Source organism: Aurantimonas marianensis (assembly GCF_024195285.1).
In the GTDB taxonomy this organism is placed as follows: Bacteria; Pseudomonadota; Alphaproteobacteria; order Rhizobiales; family Rhizobiaceae; genus Aurantimonas; species Aurantimonas marianensis.
Genome location: NZ_JALHBS010000019.1, coordinates 43,998 through 60,330 on the forward strand (window position 1 = coordinate 43,998; position 16,333 = coordinate 60,330).

The following is a 16,333-nucleotide window of genomic DNA, read 5'->3' on the forward strand; positions in this document are numbered from 1 at the left end:
TCAGTCGACCCAGCCCCTCAGCTCCCGCCGCACCATCGCCTCGATGACGTCCATGCCCGGCTCGGAATCGTTGAGGCATGGGATGTGGCTGAACTTCTCGCCGCCGGCCTCGTGGAAGATCTCCCCTGCCTCGCCGGCGATCTCCTCCAGGGTTTCCAAGCAGTCGGAAACGAAGCCGGGATTGAGCACGGCGATGCGCTTGATCCCTTCCTTGGCGAGGGCTTCGACGGTCTTGTCGGTATAGGGCTGCAGCCATTCCTCCGGCCCGAAGCGCGACTGGAAGGTGGTCATCAGCCGACCCGGCTGCCAGCCGAGCCGCTCCTCAAGCAGCCGCGAGGTCTTCTGGCAGTGACAGTGATAAGGATCGCCCTTGCGGAAATAGCTCTGCGGGATGCCATGATAGGAGGCAATCACGCGCTCCGGTTCGTAATCGAGGCCGGCGAGGCGGATCTCGATCGAGCGGGCGAGCGCATCGATATAGACCGGCTCGTCGTGATAGGCTGGCACCGTGCGCACCGCCGGCATCCAGCGCTTGCCCATCATGTGCTCGAAGAACTTGTCGTTCACCGTCGCCGTGGTCGAGGCCGCATATTGCGGATACAGCGGATAAACCAGAATGCGCTCGCACCCCCGGTCCAGAAGCGCGTCAGTGCGCTCGGCGATCGAGGGCTGGCCATAGCGCATCGCCCAGTCGACGACGACGGCGGCCTCGCCGGCCATGCGCGCCGCCAGTTTCTCTCCCTGGGCCCGCGTAAAGGTCCGCAGCGGCGATTCGTTGCGTTCCTTGTTCCAGATTTCGGCATAGGCGGCGCCGGATTTCTTCGGTCGTGTGTTGAGCACGATGCCGTAGAGGATCGGATACCAGGCGGCGCGCGGCCACTCGATGACCCGCTTGTCGGAGAGGAACTCCTTGAGATAGCGCCGCATCGGCTTGAAATCGGTGCCGTCCGGCGTGCCGAGATTGACGAGGAGAACGCCGACCTTCGGCTGTTTTACCGGCGGATGTCTCGGGGGGAGGGGGCCGATTGCCCGCTCGGCGATCGTCTTGGTCAGGGCATTCATCGTCGCGTCCTTGCACAGCCTCGCGGGAAGCACAGTCTCGCCGAGGCACAGTCTTGTTTGGCTCGTCGCTGGGGCATCGGTCAGTCGCCGCGACCACGCGGCCCGACACCCCGGTGGACCGCTCGCCGATCATCCTGGCCAGTCGCGGCGCCGTCGTCAGCGATCGGGATACAGGAGATCCTGCGGGTGGTGAAGCGGCTCGATCCCATTTGCGACTGCGACAAAACTCCTCAGGCGCGGGCGAGGTCGAAGCGATTGCCACTGGATGTCGCGCAGGAAAGACGATTCGTCTCGACCTGATTGCAGTTGGCCGAAACCTGCTGGTTGCGCGTGGTGGATGTGTAGAGAAGATTGATCTGGCCGGGGCCGAGATCGGTATAGTTGCCGGAGGCGAGGAGCCCGTTGGTCGCCCGCTCGACCGTGGTGAAACGGCCATTCTGGAAGGTCGCCGTATAGGCGACCGGTCCCCCGATGGAGGCCCAGCGTCCCTCGATGCCTTGCGGCTGAGTTGGCAGCACCTCGGCTCGCTGCTGGGTCTGGCAAGCGCTTAGCGCAAAAGTCGCGAGCAAAAGAGAAACGGCAACAGGACGCATCAGAAGAAACCCCAAAATCTAGGCGAGAAACCCCCATGGGCGGTGTCACGCGTGTACCAAACCCCATCGGGACCGACCACAACCAGTCGTGCAAGCCTAAGCCACGCCACGATTAAAAGTCTATCGTAATTTGAGCGAATTGCCCTGGATCAAGGTGCCGTCGCATCGCCAGCGTCATCATCGCCGTCCGGCAAGATGCTCAAAGGAGATCGCCATGTTCGCGCAACTGGCCGCCCCGGACCATGTCCTCGCTTTTCGGCTGAGCGGCAAGGTCACGGGCGACGATATCGCACGCTATAAGACCCTGCTCGATGCGATGCTGAAGGCACATGACGCCATCGGCCTTTGCGTCGACATCACGGGCCTTTCCGACATGGAAGGGGACGCGCTTGTCGCGGGGATGAAAGCCGACTTGGAATTGCTATCCCATCTTGGTCAATTCCGGCGCTGTGCGCTGATCTCCGACAAGGAATGGCCGCGCGCGCTCACCCGTTTCGTCGGCCCCTTGCTCCCGAACTTCGAAATCAAGAGCTTTGCTCCGGAGCAATATGACGAAGCGCTGAAATGGGCCGCAGAGCCGGCCGCGGCGCCGAAAACCGATAAGCCGGCTGTGCGTTTCTTGCCGACGTCGCGGAACGACGTGCTTGGCTTCGAACTCGACGGCGTGATCTCGGAAAAGGAATTTCCGGCCGTGCTCGCTCGGATCAATGGTTTGTTCGACAGTCATGAAAAGGTCCGCCTCCTCGGCCGGATCAAGCATCTGGGCGGCTTCGATCCGGCTATCCTCATGCAGAGCGGTCTGGTTTCAATGAAGCTCGCGGCCCTGCGGAAAGTGGAACGCTACGCGATCGTCGGCGCGCCCGGATGGATGTCCAAGATGATCTCGACGATGAATCCGCTGTTCGATGTCGACATGCGCGCATTCCCCGCCGAGCGGGAAGCCGACGCATGGGCATGGATCGAGACAGAGCCGGCGCGGTAGCGTTGCCGCGGCATGCCGACGCTCTACCCGACGGTTTCGGCCTTGCGGGACGGGATGACGGAATGTATCGAGCCGATCGTCTCGATCGACCTTATGCGGTTGTCGCTCGTGAAGGCGAACCAATACATGGTCGTGCCGGTGATCAGCGTCCCGGTCTTGTCGTCCCTGCGGGACCAGTCACAACGGCTAGCCGCTTCGTCCATCTCGCAGACGAGACCGCGCAATTCGTAGGAAATGTAGCTGGTGCGCTTCAGCATCTCGTCGAAAAAGGCGCGCGCCTGCTCCTGCCCATGAAGGCGGAATTCGCCTTCCATCCGGCCAAACCACGGCGTGTCGGACTGCTCTGCGTTGCTGCGCTGGGAGATCGTGGCCCCAGGGGCGAAATGCCGGGCTATCGACCCGGCCGCTCCCGCCATCACCGCTTCCATCACTTCTTCGACGACCGCGCGCTTCGCGTCGGTATCAGCCATGCATTGCTCCGGGAGGGACCGGACAGAAAGCCGATCCCCCAAATTGTAGACATCTTACGTCCCGACGCCGCATCGCCAGTCGAATACGCACACGCGTACCCTGCCGGTAAATGCTCAGCGAACGAGGATGTTCCGGAACTGCCAAGGGTCTTTTTCATCGAGGTCCTCGGGGAAGAGCCCCGGACGATCGGTCAAGGGCGTCCAATCGGTGTAATAGCCCTTGACTGGACCAAGATAGGGGGACTGTACCTCGAGGCAGCGCTTGTAGTCCATTTCGTCGGTCTCAACGATGCCGGACTCGGGGTTTTCCAACGCCCAAACCATGCCCGCCAGGACAGCCGAAGTCACCTGCAGACCGGTGGCGTTCTGGTAGGGCGCGAGCTTGCGGGTTTCCTCCAGCGACAGCTGCGAGCCATACCAGTAGGCATTTTTGTCGTGGCCGTAGAGCAAGACGCCGAGCTCGTCGATGCCGTCGATCAGCTCGTTTTCGTCGAGGACATGATGCTCCGGCTGGATCTTGCCGGCCGCGCCGAATAGCTCATGCAGCGACAGGACGGCGTCGTTGCAGGGATGATAGGCATAGTGGCAGGTCGGCCGGTAGGTGACCTCGTCGTCGCGGTTGCGATGGGTGAAGAAGTCCGCGATCGAGATGGATTCGTTGTGGGTAACGAGGAAGCCGTATTGTGGTCCCGGCGTCGGGCACCAGGTCCGCACCCGCGTATTGGCGCCCGGCTGCTCCAGAAAGATCGCCGACTGGTGGCCCTTCTTGTGCTTGTTGGCGTTCTTCGGCATCCACTTCTCGTGGGTGCCCCAGCCCAGTTCCGCCGGCTGCATGCCCTCCGAGAGGAAACCCTCGACCGACCAAGTGTTCCAGAACACGTTCATCGGCTTTGGCGCCTTGGCAAGCTGGGTGTCGCGCTCGGCGATATGGATGCCCTTGACGCCGGCCTTCTTCATCAGCTTGGCCCAGCCGTCGCGGTCGTCCTGCGCCGGCTCCTCGAAATCGAGGCCGACCTCGCGGGCGACATCGACCAGCGCCTGCTTGACGAACCAGGAGACCATGCCCGGATTGGCACCGCAGCAGGAGACGGCGGTCGTGCCGCCGGGATTCTTGCGCTTCTCCTTGCGAACGGTTTCGCGCAAGGCATAATTGGTGCGGTCGGCGTTGGAGAGAGACTCGTCGAAGTAAAAGCCGAGCCACGGCTCGACGACGGTATCGATGTAGAGGACGCCGAGTTCGCGGCAGAGCTTGATCAGGTCGAGCGACCCGGTGTCGACCGACAGATTGACGCAGAAGCCCTGGCCGTCGCCCTCGGTGAGCAGCGGGGTCAAAAGATCCCGATAGTTTTTCCGCGTCACCGCTTCGTTGACGAAGCGGATACCGCGTTCGTCGAGGAGATGCTTGTCGGCGTCGTTCGGATCGATGACCGTCATTCGGCTTTTGTCGTAGTCGAAATGGCGTTCGATGAGGGGCAGGGTGCCCTTGCCGATAGAGCCGAAACCGATCATCACAACCGGGCCGGTTATCTTGGCGTGGATCGGGTGGTTCTTCTTGGCCATGCGGCATTCCTTTCGATGATCGTTGCGCCGTAACGTTGGGCGAAGCCGCTAGAGCAGTTCGACGACGAATGGAAGAGCAGGGGGAGCCAGCGCGATGACCGGACGGCTTGATCGAGGAGTAAAGCAGCCGTGATCGACGCGATAGCGAGACCGTCGAGCTCACCATTGCGGCAGGCTGTTCGATGCAACTTCCCGCCGCGTTGAGACAGGCGCTCGACGCACGTCTCGACCGCCATGCGCTCGATGACTTGCGGAGTGCGGGGGAACGGCTTTCGGGACGCTACCGCGCAGAGATCCGCGACGGGAGGCGCCACCTCGATGGCGAGCCGGCGGTGCTTGCCTATCTCGCCGCCCGCATGCCGGCGACTTTCGCCGCCATCCGGGCGAGCCTGGAGCAGATCGTCCTGCGGCGTCCGGATTTCGCGCCAGAAACCCTGCTCGATATCGGTGCCGGGCCGGGCACGGCGCTGTGGGCCGCCAACGATGCTTTCGACAGCCTGCGCGAGGCGACGCTGGTAGAGGCGAGCGCGCCGGCGCTCGGCGTTGGCCAAGGGCTGGCGCAAGAGGGATTGGCGGTGGCGACGCGTTGGGTTCGCGGCGACGCGACGGCGGATCTGGCGGAACGCGCGTCGGCCGATCTGGTGACGCTCGCCTATGTCCTCGACGAATTGCCGCCCGACGCTCGGGGGGCGCTGGTCTTGCGGCTGTGGCAGCTAACGCAGGATGTCCTTGTGATCGTCGAGCCGGGTACGCCGGCCGGCTGGCAACGCATCCTCGCCGCGCGTGAACTGCTGCTGGCCGAGGGCGCGCAGCTGCTGGCGCCGTGTCCGCACGCCGACGACTGTCCTGTCGCCGCGCCCGATTGGTGCCACTTCGCCCAACGGGTCGCCCGCTCGCGCACCCACCGTCTTACCAAGCGCGGGACGGTTCCCTACGAGGACGAGAAATTCGCCTATCTGGCGGTCGCCCGCCGACCGGCCGTGCCGTTGACCGCGCGCGTTCTGGCCTCGCCCCGAAGCGGCAGCGGCAAGGTGCAGTTGAAAATCTGCACGTCGGACGGGCAGATGCGGGAGCAGATGGTCACCAAACGCGAGGGCGAAATGTTCCGCACCGCCCGCCGCCTCGACTGGGGCGATGCGATGGAATGAGAGAGAGGCTGGCTTGCCGCCCCGATCAATCGTCCATCGCCTCCAATTCGTCGATGAAGCCGGAAATCATCGCCAGACCCTTCGACCAGAAGGCGGGATCGGAGGCATCGAGGCCGAAGGGCTTCAAAAGCTCGGAATGGTGCTTGGTGCCGCCGGCTTTCAGCATCTCGAAATATTTCTCCTGAAAGCCCGACTCGGAATTGCGGTAGACCGCGTAGAGCGAGTTCACCAGGCAGTCGCCGAACGCATAGGCGTAGACGTAGAAGGGCGAGTGGATGAAGTGCGGGACATAGGTCCAGTAGGTGTCGTAGCCGTCGCCGAGGCGCAGCGCCGGGCCGAGGCTGCGGGTCTGAACGTCCAGCCAGATTTCGCCGATCCGCTCGGTCGTTAGCTCGCCCTGGCGACGCTCTTCGTGCAGCGCCCGCTCGAACTGGTAGAAGGCGATCTGCCGGACCACCGTATTGATCATGTCCTCGACCTTGGAGGCCAGCAGCGTCTTGCGCTCGGCCTTGGTCTTGGCCTGTTCGAGCAGCGAGCGGAAGGTCAGCATCTCGCCGAACACCGAGGCGGTCTCGGCCAATGTCAGCGGCGTCGCCGCCATCAGCGCGCCCTGCCGGCCGGCGAGTACCTGGTGGACGCCGTGGCCCAACTCATGCGCGAGCGTCATGACGTCGCGCGGCTTGCCCATGTAGTTGAGCAGCACATAGGGATGAACGCTCGGCACAGTCGGATGTGCGAAGGCTCCCGGCGATTTTCCTGGGCGGTTCGCCGCATCGATCCAGTCATTGGCGAAAAAGCGGTCGGCGATCGTCGCCATCTCCGGGGCAAAGCCGGAATAGGCCGACAGAACCGTCTGGCGCGCTTCGCCCCAGGAGATGTCGCGGCGGGTGGAATCGGGCAAGGGCGCGTTGCGGTCCCAGTATTCCAGAACGTCCAGCCCCAGCCATTTCGCCTTCATGGCGTAGTAGCGGTGGGAGATCGCCGGATAGGCCTCGCTTACCGCCTCCGACAAGGCGTCCACGACCTCGCGTTCGACCCGGTTGGCGAGATGGCGCGAGTCGGCGACATCGGTAAAACCGCGCCAGCGATCGGAAATCTCCTTGTCCTTGGCAAGCGTGTTGGTGATCAGCGTGAAGACCCGCAAATTCTCGCTGAAGACGTTGGCTAGGGCGCTGGCCGCCTTGCGCCGCTTCTCGCGCTCGGGGTCCTGCAAGAGGTTCAAGGTGGCTTCCAGCGCCAGGTCGTCGCCGTCCACCGTGAAGCGCAGCGACGTAAGCGTCTCGTCATACAGGCGATTCCAGGCGCCGCGGCCGGTGATCGCCTTTTCGTGAAACAGTTCCTCGACGCGATCCTCGAGCTGGAACGGCTTGTCCTTCCGCAGATCGACGATCCAAGGGCGATAGTGCGCCAGCGCGGGGTCCCGCTCCATGGCGGCGTCCATCTCGGCATCCGCGATACGGTTGAGCTCCAGCGGGAAGAACAGGAGCCGTGAGGAAATGTCGGTGACGCTCGACTGGATATCTCCGTAGAACTTCGCCCGCGCCGGATCGGACGTGTCGCCGGAATACACCAGCCCGGCATAGGAGATGATCCGGCCCAGCAACTCTTCCAGCGCCTCGAATTCGACAACCGCCGCCGCCAGTCCCTCACCTTGGGCTTCGCCCCGAGCGGCTTCGGCAAGTCGGCCGCGCCAGCGGTTCTGGAAGGCCTCGGACTTTGCTCGTGCCCTTTCCAGATCGCTCTTGAGTTCGTCGCTATCCATCGCCGGATAAAGATCGGCCAAATTCCATTCCGGCAGCGCGCCGGTGTCGGCGGCGGCCGCTTCGGTTGCCGAGCGGGTCTGGAAAAAGCTCTGGGTCATGGCATCGATCTCGTTGGCGAAGGGGAAAGGCTGGGCGGCGGGCAGGGCCGGTAGCAGCCATGTCGTTCAAATCAGACTGAAATCAACAGCGCATCGTTAGCCTTGCTTGTTCAGTCGAATTTTAGCGGCGCGTGTCAGATTGGGTCATTCTCGCGGCAAGACGAGACGGAGGCCGACATGATCCAAGCCGTACTGATCGTCGACGATGATCCCATACAGCGACGCCTGCTCGACGCTCAAGTGGCACGGGCGGGACTTCGGTCGCTGCCGTGCGACGGCGGGCGCGCGGCACTCGATACGCTGCGCGACGGCGAGGGGGCGCGGATCGGTGCGGTCATCCTCGATCTGATGATGCCAGACATGAGTGGTCTGGAAGTGATGGCCGAGATGCGGCGCCGGCGACTGGACATTCCCGTGATCGTTCAGACGGCCAAGGGGTCGATCGACACGGTGGTCGAGGCAATGCGCGCCGGCGCATTCGACTTCGTCGTCAAGCCGGTCTCGCCGGAAAAGCTTCGGGCCACCCTCGACAAGGCGCTGCGGATGCGCGCCGCGACCCGGCGACGCGGTGGCAAATCCACCGACGCGCCCCGCCTCGACGACCCTGCGGCCTCCGCCGCCCTGCGGCCTGTGCTGTCGAACGCGGCGAAGGCGGCCGCCTCGGCGATCCCGGTGCTCATTCAAGGTGAGACCGGAGTCGGCAAGGAATGGCTCGCCCGCGCCATCCACGGGCATGGGGACCGCGCGATGGCCCCCTTCGTTCCCGTCAATTGCGGCGCGATGCCGACCGAGCTTGTCGAAAGCATCCTGTTCGGCCACGCCAAGGGGGCGTTCACGGACGCGACGGCGCATCACGAGGGCAAGTTCATCGAGGCCAATGGCGGCACGCTTTTTCTGGATGAGGTCGGCGAGTTATCGGCCAGCGCCCAGGTGAAACTACTGAGGGTGCTGCAAGACGGCGAAATCGATCTGGTCGGAGGCAAGATCCCGACAAGGACCGATGTCAGGATCATCTCGGCAACCAACCGCGATCTCGCCGCGGCGGTCGCAGGGGGTCGGTTTCGCGAGGATCTCTACTATCGCCTCAACGCGTTCGAACTTTGCATTCCGCCCTTGCGGGAGCGCCGCGGCGAGATCGCGGCTCTTGCGCGCGGCTTCGTCGAGCGCTTCGTCGGTGTGGAGCGCGGCACGCGGGTCCGCGGTCTCTCCCGGGAGGCAATTGCGATATTGTGCGGTTACGACTGGCCAGGCAACATCCGTCAACTGGAAAACATGATCCATCGCGCCGTGGTGTTGGGCGAGGAAGAGAGCCTCGTTGCCACCGATTTCCCTCAGATCACGGCGCTCATCGCCGCCGATCCGCCGGGGCCGCTACAGCCGGAAGAATCCATCGCCGGCCATCCGGAACCGCGGGAAGTGGAAGACCAGGAAAAACCCTGGAGCGGTGTCGAACGGCGACACGACGCGCCGGCCTTCCCGCTGCGGGACGAAAACGGCGAAATCCGCCGCATGGAGGAGGTGGAGGCCGACCTGATCCGGCTTGCGTTGCATCAATATGACGGGCGGATGAGCGAGATCGCGCGGCGTCTCGGCATCGGTCGCTCGACGCTCTACCGAAAGCTGCGCGCCTACGATATCGCGGTCGACTGACCTCCCTCGTCATCTGCCCAACACCAGCCTCGGCAATGCCGGCCCCACGATTGCCCGCGCAGCGTCAAGTCAAACTTAATCCAAGCTTAACGCTTTCCCTCCAGAATCCGTAGAAAGTTCCACGACTGTCATTTTCATGCCGCAGTTTGGGCAAAACTAGACGAGCGTGAAAACAGTTTCTAAGACGGTGCTGTCCCCGGGGGATTTTTTACGGGGACAGACACGATCATTGAGGGGAAGACCGCATGTTCGGACATACCGCTCGTGCCGGGCGTAGGGCCTGGCGCATCGCGACGTTCGCAGCTTTGTCCCTCCTTGCCGTCAGCGCGGTGACCGCGGCACAGGCGGAAACCAGGGTTCTCAAGTTCTACAATCTCCATACCAAGGAAAAGGCGAGCTTCGCCTACAAGCGCAACGGCCGCTACGACCGCTCGGAACTGAAGAAGATTAACTGGTTCCTCCGGGATTGGCGCAAGTCCGAGCCGACGACCATGGATCCGCGCCTGATGGACGTGATCTGGGAAGCGTATCGTCAGTCCGGCTCGCGCGCCCACATCAACGTCATTTCCGCCTACCGCTCGCCCGGTACCAATTCGATGCTGCGCTCGCGATCGGCAGGTGTCGCCAAGAAGAGCCAGCACACCCTGGGCAAGGCGCTCGACTTTCAAATTCCGGATGTTCCGCTGGCGAAGATGCGCGAAATCGGCCTGAAGATGCAGGTCGGCGGCGTCGGCTACTATCCGCGATCCGGCTCGCCCTTCGTTCATTTCGACGTCGGCAATGCCCGGCACTGGCCGCGCATGAGCCGCAAACAGCTGCTGGCGGTCTTTCCGAACGGCAACACGGTTCATGTTCCCTCGGACGGCAAGCCTCTGCCCGGCTATCAGCAGGCGCTCGCATCGTACAAGCAGCGCCGGGGCGCCTCCGAAATTCAGGTGGCCAATGCCAGTTCCGGCTCGTCCGGCGGCGGCAAGACGCTGTTGGCCATGCTGTTCGGCGGCGGCAGCGACGAAGCGGAAGACGACGCGGAAGAAGGGGCGGCACCGGCCCGCGCCGCTCCGACCCAAAGCGCAGCGTCCGCTCCCGTGGTCGCCTTGGCCTCCGCTGTTCCCCAATCCCGGCCGTCGCTGCCAGGCGGCGTTGCGATGCCCGTCGGTGACCGCTTCGACACCGGAACGCCAACGAGCGCGGGTTCCTCGCAAGAGCCGACTGTCGTCGCGTCTCTAGACGCGGCGCGAATTCCGGTTCCGACTTGGGCACCGGTGCGCGCCACGGCGCAAACCCCGACCGACGCGTCGCAAGCGCCAGACCTGCCGGCGGCCGGAGTCCCGTCAGATTCGGTTTCCACTTTGGTCGCGGCGCTCGAGGCCCAAGCGACAGAGACGGCGGCCAGCGGCCAGTTGGCCTATGTCGTGCCGACACCGCGCGACCGTCCGGTGTTCGACGATTTGTTGAAGGCAGACAAAGCGCCCTCCGCCGCGACGCTTCAAGCGATCGAGAATGTCGTCGCGGCCGCGACGCCGGTGGCGCGCCCGGTCGTCGCACCGAAGGCGGCGCGGCCGGAGGCGATGGTGAGCGTTGCCGCGACGGCACCGGTTCGTTCGCCGCCGACCGCGCGGCCTGGCCCGCCGGTCACCGATACCGCTGGCGGCGGCAAGGGCGACCGCGTGATGCGGGTTGCGGCCAGACCGGCCGTGAAATCGACGCGGATCGATCCGCAGGAGGCGATCAATTCGCGGATCGAAATCGCCTCGCTCGTATCCGATCCCAGCCGTCGCGCCGAAACAATGGCACGAAGCACTCCCGATACGGGCCGGCTCGTCGGCGATCTGCCGCGCACGTTGTTTGCGGGCGGCTTCACGCCGTCCCATGCAACAGGCAAGACCGATCGCTTCTCCGGCTCCGCCGTGAACTTCCTGCCACTGGTCAAGCTCAAGCAATAGCGCGCCCGGTTTGCGAATTTTTGAAGGCGGCGGGTCGCGAGTCCTGGCCGTCGACCACCTTCAATTTCGCCCCGTTGTCAGGCTTGCCGTCGATGCTGTGGCGGGAGGATGCCTTGCCGTGCGGCGAGCTGGACACCCGCGCCAACCTTCCAGCCTGCCCGATCCCAAGCCTTCGACGCGTAGCACATCAAAATCGAACTATTAGCACCGTGGACGAGTGAACTCCGAAAGAGCGTCGGCGTTTTTAACCGGAGGCTGTCGAGGCTGCGTAGCGGATCAAGGGCTTTCTTGCCACCGCCGGAAAGGGCGAACCGGCTGCCGCAAGTTTCGCGGGGGATTTTTTCGGGGCAGTTGCAAGAGTTTTATCGCTCGCATCGGCTCTGTAAATTCTTACACTTTTGTAATGTCGCCGCCTCCCGGTGCATTCCTTGTTTGCTTGCGGCTGTTTACGTTCGCCGGATATTCGCAAAAATCTTGGGATTGTAATCTGGCATATTGACATTAAGTATATGCCCATCAATACATGGCCGAGAGTGGCAAGGTCGGATAAAGCAGCGCCACCGTTCAATTGTCTGTTTCACGAACGATATCGGGACATTGGAAGATTCCGCCGTGGCTTGACCAGCTACTGAGCGCAATGGGGCAAAACATGGATCAGATCGCAAACATCGAAAACAACGAGATGCTGATGGAACTGACGGCCGAAGTCGTGGCCGCCTATGTCAGCAACAACTCACTCCCGGTATCGGAACTGCCGGGGCTCATAGCGGATGTCTACGGGGCACTTGGCAGCACGACGAACGCTCCTCAGGCCGTGGAGGCCGAAAAGCCGAAGCCGGCGGTCCCAGTGAAGAAGTCGGTGACGGACGACTACATCATCTGTCTTGAGGACGGCAAAAAGTTCAAGTCGCTGAAGCGTCACCTCATGACCCATTACAATCTCTCCCCGGAAGAGTATCGCGAGAAGTGGGATCTTGCGCCCGACTATCCGATGGTCGCACCGAACTACGCCGCAGCCCGCTCGCGGCTGGCCAAGCAGATGGGTCTCGGTCACAAGCGCCGCCGCGCCGCTCGCTAGGCGTAGGGTCGTCGATCCCGGAGACCGCAGGGCGTCGGGGGCAACGCTGGCGGCCGTACGGCCTTGGCGCGTCGCCTCGAGTTCCTTCGGGCGGAGGCGTGGGCCACCCCGCGCCTGAGTTCATGGCAAGATTGGACTGCATCGGTCCGCTTTCATGAGACTGATCGATTGCGTGACGTGAACGGGGAGTGCGGACGGACCGGTTTTCCGCTTTTTTCTCATTCCGCTCCAAACCCCCAGAGCAACGCAAAAAGCCCGCCGGATCGGATCTGGCGGGCTTTTGTCAGTGAAGGCGAGCAAGCCGCCGGCTACATCAGTCTTTCGGCAGATCCGGTGCCATGCCCAACGCCTGCAGATAGAGGTCGAGGATAGCCTCCTGCTCCTGGCGTTCGTTCTGGTCCTGCTTGCGCAGCGAGACGACGCGGCGCAGCACCTTGGTGTCGAAGCCGTTGCCCTTCGCCTCGGCGTAGACGTCCTTGATGTCATCGCTGATCGTCTTTTTTTCTTCCTCGAGCCGCTCGATCCGCTCGACGAAGGAGCGCAGTTGATCTTGAGCGACACCATTTACGTCCGACATGTTTCCGTCTCCGTCTGGCGCATTCCTGAAAGGGTCCGCCGGCCCCTAGCAGACCCCGGTGATTCGTTGAATGGCTGAACGGTCTCAAATGGCGCCGTCGTTTCGTCAGTCGTGCGGCCGCCCGCTTTCAAACAGCTTTTGCGCTGCCGGGTCGGCCTCGGTCTGATGCCGCGAGCGCCACTGCTCGTAGGGCATGCCGTAGACGATCTCGCGGGATTCGTCTTTGCTGATCGCGACACCGTCGGCTTCAGCTGCATCACGGTACCAGTTGGACAGGCAGTTGCGGCAGAAGCCGGCAAGATTCATCAAATCGATGTTCTGGACGTCCGTTCGCTCCCGCAGATGGTCACGCAACCGGCGGAAGGCCGCCGCTTCGTATTCCAGGCGTTGCCTGGCGCTGATCTCATCCATGATTTTCGATGCTCCTACCAATGGGCGGCGCTTTCGGCCCCGCTCCGACATATCGAGCCGAACCGAACCGGCATCAACCCCGCGGCATGGAAGACGTCCTCCGCAGGGCTCGAAAGCCGCGCCGGGATAGGCTACTGGCAAGGGCACGCGTGCGAACCGGCCGGACCCCGGGGTCACCTCGTTGACAGGTTCAGCCGCTATGCCAAGACTGAAATCACGAGAACCACCGCCAGTTTCGAGGATGGCATGATGATATCAAGATCCCTGGGCCGGCTGCGGAGCGCAGCCATGCTGTGCCTGTTTGCCGCCGGGTTTTTCCTGGCATCAGCTCCGATCGCCGCGGTCACCGCGCAAGCGGCTTTCCGTGTCTGCAATGGCACCCAGTCGCTGGTGGGGGTCGCTATCGGCTATCGCGCCGAAGCGGGCTGGACCACGGAGGGCTGGTGGCGCATTCCGGCAACTACCTGCAAGACGATCATCGAGGGGCCGCTGTCCTCGCGGTATTACTATGTGTACGCAGAGGACGCGGAGGGGCAGGGGCGATGGGCCGGGCCGGTCGAGCTCTGCGTCGCCGAGAACGAGTTCAAGATCGCGGGCGTGACCGACTGCTTCAAACGGGGCTATCAAAAAATAGGCTTCCGGGAGTATGACACGGGCGAGCAAGCCAGTTGGATGGTCCAACTGACCGAAGCGCCGCGCGAAGGTACGGGGAAACAATGAGACGCAATCGCAGGGTCAAGATCCTGGCAACTCTGGGCCCCGCATCGTCATCGGAAGAGATGATCCGCAAGCTCCACGAGGCTGGCGCCGACGCTTTTCGAATCAACATGAGCCATGCCGACCATGACACGATGCGCGAGTTGGTCAGGCGCATCCGCAAGGTCGAAAGCGACATCGGGCTTCCGATCGGAATTCTCGCCGATCTGCAGGGTCCGAAACTGCGCGTCGGAAGCTTCACCGGCGGCAAGGCCGAGCTGACGGCCGAACAGGAATTCACCCTCGACGACAGTCAGCAGGAGGGCGATTCGACCCGCGTCTTCCTGCCCCATCCGGAAATCCTCGAGGCGGTCGAAGTCGGCCATCGCTTGCTGATCGACGACGGACGGTTGCAGCTGGTCTGCACGGAGACGGACAAGCGCCGGATCAAATGTCGCGTGGTCGCCGGCAACAAGATCTCAGACCGCAAGGGCGTCAGCCTGCCCGACACGACGCTTGCCACCGGGGCGTTGACCGACAAGGACCGGCGCGATCTCGACGCCGTGCTGCTCGAAAACGTCGATTGGGTGGGGTTGTCGTTCATCCAGCGGCCGGAGGATCTCGCCGAAGCGCGGAAGGTTTCGCGCGGCCGGGCATTCCTGATGTCCAAGATCGAAAAACCCCAGGCGGTCGAGCGTCTCGAAGAGATCATCGACCTGTCGGACGCGGTCATGGTGGCCCGCGGCGATCTCGGCGTGGAAATGCCTCTGGAGGCTGTTCCGGGCATCCAGAAACGTATCACCCGCGCCGCGCGCAGGGCCGGCAAGCCGGTGGTCGTCGCGACGCAGATGCTGGAATCGATGATTTCGGCGCCGGTTCCGACCCGCGCCGAGGTTTCCGACGTTTCGACCGCTGTCTATGAAGGCGCGGACGCGGTGATGCTTTCAGCCGAGTCGGCGGCCGGCCAATATCCGGTCGAGGCGGTGGCGACCATGGACCGGATCGCCGTGCAGGTGGAAAAAGATCCGTTCTACCCGGGCATCATCTTCGCCCAACGCCCGGCGCCGGAAGCGACCGGTGCCGACGCGGTCTCGCTGGCGGCGCGGCAGATGGCCGAAACGCTGGGGGTAGCGGTCATCGTTACCTATACAGCGACCGGAACGACGGGGCTGAGGACCGCACGCGAGAGGCCGAACATTCCCATCCTCGCGCTGTCGCCCGTGGTCGAGACGGCGCGGCGTCTGTCGATCGTCTGGGGCCTGCACTGCGCCGTGACCGAGGACGCCCAGAATCTCGATGACATGGTCGACCGCGCCTGCCGCATCGCGGTAGAGCAGCGTTACGCGAAGGCCGGCCAGCGCCTGATCGTCACCGCCGGCGTGCCGCTGAGAACGCCGGGCGCGACCAACATGCTGCGCATCGCCTATATCGGTTCGGACGGGTTGAGCGCGGTGTGATCACCGATATTCCATCGCCGCAGATGGTTTCGCGCCCACCGGCCAGGCAGCGAAACCTGACCAGATAGAAGCGGACGCCTTCACTCAGATTGCCGGGCCGACGAGCTCTTCCGATAGCCGCCCGGCGGCGTCCTGAGCGGATTTGAGGGCGGGATAGACGGCGAGAACCCGCATATAGGTGTCCAGCGCCTCTTCCTTGCGCCCGGTTCGCTCGAGGATCATCGCCAGTCCCATCAAGGCACCCCAGTGACGCGGCTCACGGGCAAGCGTCTGTTCGATGTCGGCCAGCGACTTGCCCCAGGCTCCGGTCGTGAAATTGAGGGTCGCCCGGCGGTTCCAGGCTTCGGCATAGGCGGGGTCGAGGACCAGCGCCTGATCGAGGACGTCGAAGGCGGCGGCGTTCTTCTTCTCGGCCATTGCCTCGGCGGCGCGCAGCATCAAAAGATCGACCGTCGCGCTGCCGCTGTTGCGCCACGACCTTTCAATGCGTGAGGCGATACGCCGCGCCTTGCTGTCCGAGGGCTCCCTGCGAAGTTCCGCAAACAGCCGGTCGCGCCTTGCGGCTGGCGTCTCGTCAGCGGCGCGGCCCTCAGGCTCGTCGGTGGATTCGCTCTCGGCCGTCGGCGCGCCGCCGAAAGCTTCGGGCGCGTCGACCGCCTCCTCGTCGGGAGGCGGGATCACCATGGGGGGCTGGTGGTCTTCGGGGGATGGGGCGATGTCGGGAGACGCTTCGGGATCGGGATCGATCTGGAAGTCGAACGGCGGCGGCACGGCGTCCTGCGCTGCGGCGGGCAGGGCGAAGAAGCCGTTCAAAGCAAGGCCGATCGCAACGGACATGACGAAGC

15 protein-coding genes are annotated in these 16,333 nt (G+C 63.6%); 7 read left to right on the top strand and 8 right to left on the bottom strand.

All coding sequences use genetic code 11. From position 1 onward, the window contains the following. Nucleotides 1-1,062: a ferrochelatase gene (gene hemH, locus MJ956_RS03500; protein WP_253963091.1), complete on the bottom strand. Its 1,062-nt coding sequence runs from the start codon at nucleotides 1,060-1,062 to the stop codon at nucleotides 1-3. 230 nt (nucleotides 1,063-1,292) lie between these two features. Continuing rightward, nucleotides 1,293-1,580: an Omp10 family outer membrane lipoprotein gene (locus MJ956_RS03505; RefSeq protein WP_253963092.1), complete on the bottom strand. Its 288-nt coding sequence runs from the start codon at nucleotides 1,578-1,580 to the stop codon at nucleotides 1,293-1,295. 289 nt (nucleotides 1,581-1,869) lie between these two features. Here MJ956_RS03505 and MJ956_RS03510 point away from each other — a divergent pair, with 289 nt between their 5' ends. Further along, nucleotides 1,870-2,637, top strand: coding sequence for a SpoIIAA family protein (locus MJ956_RS03510; RefSeq protein ID WP_253963093.1), 768 nt, complete (start codon nucleotides 1,870-1,872; stop codon nucleotides 2,635-2,637). Between the two features lie 23 nt (nucleotides 2,638-2,660). On the opposite strand, the gene MJ956_RS03515 is transcribed toward MJ956_RS03510, so the two are convergent. Both MJ956_RS03515 and MJ956_RS03520 read right to left on the bottom strand, forming a co-directional pair. Next, nucleotides 2,661-3,107: a nuclear transport factor 2 family protein gene (locus tag MJ956_RS03515; protein WP_253963094.1), complete on the bottom strand. Its 447-nt coding sequence runs from the start codon at nucleotides 3,105-3,107 to the stop codon at nucleotides 2,661-2,663. A gap of 114 nt (nucleotides 3,108-3,221) precedes the next feature. Further along, the gene (locus MJ956_RS03520) at nucleotides 3,222-4,667 is read right to left on the bottom strand and encodes a homospermidine synthase (RefSeq protein WP_253963095.1); all 1,446 of its coding nucleotides are present in this window, start codon (nucleotides 4,665-4,667) and stop codon (nucleotides 3,222-3,224) included. 182 nt (nucleotides 4,668-4,849) lie between these two features. On the opposite strand from MJ956_RS03520, the gene MJ956_RS03525 reads away from it, so the two are divergent. Then, nucleotides 4,850-5,815 (top strand): small ribosomal subunit Rsm22 family protein, encoded by a 966-nt coding sequence (locus tag MJ956_RS03525; protein ID WP_253963096.1) that lies wholly within the window; start codon nucleotides 4,850-4,852, stop codon nucleotides 5,813-5,815. A gap of 25 nt (nucleotides 5,816-5,840) precedes the next feature. Here MJ956_RS03525 and MJ956_RS03530 read toward each other — a convergent pair whose 3' ends face one another. Continuing rightward, the gene (locus MJ956_RS03530; RefSeq protein WP_253963097.1) at nucleotides 5,841-7,676 is read right to left on the bottom strand and encodes a M3 family oligoendopeptidase; all 1,836 of its coding nucleotides are present in this window, start codon (nucleotides 7,674-7,676) and stop codon (nucleotides 5,841-5,843) included. Nucleotides 7,677-7,853: 177 nt separating this feature from the next. Between MJ956_RS03530 and MJ956_RS03535 the strand changes: the two genes are divergently transcribed. The 3 genes from MJ956_RS03535 to MJ956_RS03545 all read left to right on the top strand — a co-directional run bounded on the left by MJ956_RS03535 (nucleotide 7,854) and on the right by MJ956_RS03545 (nucleotide 12,347). Further along, complete coding sequence (locus tag MJ956_RS03535) at nucleotides 7,854-9,326, top strand: sigma-54-dependent transcriptional regulator (protein ID WP_253963098.1); 1,473 nt, start codon at nucleotides 7,854-7,856, stop codon at nucleotides 9,324-9,326. 245 nt (nucleotides 9,327-9,571) lie between these two features. Continuing rightward, nucleotides 9,572-11,269 (top strand): peptidoglycan L,D-endopeptidase MepK, encoded by a 1,698-nt coding sequence (locus tag MJ956_RS03540; RefSeq protein WP_253963099.1) that lies wholly within the window; start codon nucleotides 9,572-9,574, stop codon nucleotides 11,267-11,269. Between the two features lie 649 nt (nucleotides 11,270-11,918). Next, the gene (locus MJ956_RS03545) at nucleotides 11,919-12,347 is read left to right on the top strand and encodes a Ros/MucR family transcriptional regulator (protein ID WP_253963100.1); all 429 of its coding nucleotides are present in this window, start codon (nucleotides 11,919-11,921) and stop codon (nucleotides 12,345-12,347) included. Nucleotides 12,348-12,660: 313 nt separating this feature from the next. Here the strand turns inward: MJ956_RS03545 and MJ956_RS03550 are convergent, their stop codons facing one another. Further along, the gene (locus MJ956_RS03550; RefSeq protein WP_206452837.1) at nucleotides 12,661-12,924 is read right to left on the bottom strand and encodes a DUF2312 domain-containing protein; all 264 of its coding nucleotides are present in this window, start codon (nucleotides 12,922-12,924) and stop codon (nucleotides 12,661-12,663) included. A gap of 105 nt (nucleotides 12,925-13,029) precedes the next feature. Continuing rightward, nucleotides 13,030-13,335 (bottom strand): DUF1244 domain-containing protein, encoded by a 306-nt coding sequence (locus MJ956_RS03555; protein ID WP_253963101.1) that lies wholly within the window; start codon nucleotides 13,333-13,335, stop codon nucleotides 13,030-13,032. A gap of 288 nt (nucleotides 13,336-13,623) precedes the next feature. Here MJ956_RS03555 and MJ956_RS03560 point away from each other — a divergent pair, with 288 nt between their 5' ends. Beyond that, nucleotides 13,624-14,055, top strand: coding sequence for a DUF1036 domain-containing protein (locus MJ956_RS03560; protein WP_253963102.1), 432 nt, complete (start codon nucleotides 13,624-13,626; stop codon nucleotides 14,053-14,055). Continuing rightward, entirely contained in the window at nucleotides 14,052-15,488 is a 1,437-nt protein-coding gene (gene pyk, locus MJ956_RS03565; RefSeq protein WP_253963103.1) for a pyruvate kinase, read from the top strand. Before MJ956_RS03560 ends, pyk begins: the two co-directional genes overlap by 4 nt. An 84-nt stretch (nucleotides 15,489-15,572) precedes the next feature. On the opposite strand, the gene MJ956_RS03570 is transcribed toward pyk, so the two are convergent. After that, nucleotides 15,573-16,325, bottom strand: a complete 753-nt coding sequence (locus MJ956_RS03570; protein WP_253963104.1) for a tetratricopeptide repeat protein — start codon at nucleotides 16,323-16,325, stop codon at nucleotides 15,573-15,575. Between the last annotated feature and the right edge of the window lie 8 nt (nucleotides 16,326-16,333).